This window comes from Winogradskyella poriferorum (genome assembly GCF_050618035.1).
GTDB lineage: Bacteria > Bacteroidota > Bacteroidia > Flavobacteriales > Flavobacteriaceae > Winogradskyella > Winogradskyella poriferorum_A.
The window spans coordinates 1-241 of the sequence record NZ_JBODPY010000098.1; the positions used below are offsets into that span (position 1 = coordinate 1).

Genomic DNA, 241 nt, shown 5'->3' on the forward strand with positions numbered 1-241 from the left:
AATAAATGTTAGTCTTCAAACTTGGGATGAAACAGATACAAATTTGTTAGCTAGCTGTGATACAGGTGATATATTTGCCACGGCCGAAGCAACTTGGGGTGAATATGGTTTAGTCTTACAAACCTTGGCAAAGCAAGAATCAGTAATACTTAAAATGATAAACAATGGTATTGGTGGATGTCGTAATGACCTAGCCTTTGATCATATTCAATTTAAGACCTGTGGGGATACAGTTGTTGTT

General features: G+C 36.5%; 1 pseudogene. It reads left to right on the top strand.

The features are described from left to right. A pseudogene (locus tag ACRHOC_RS15065) lies at window positions 1-241 on the top strand (T9SS type B sorting domain-containing protein); the annotation flags it as partial.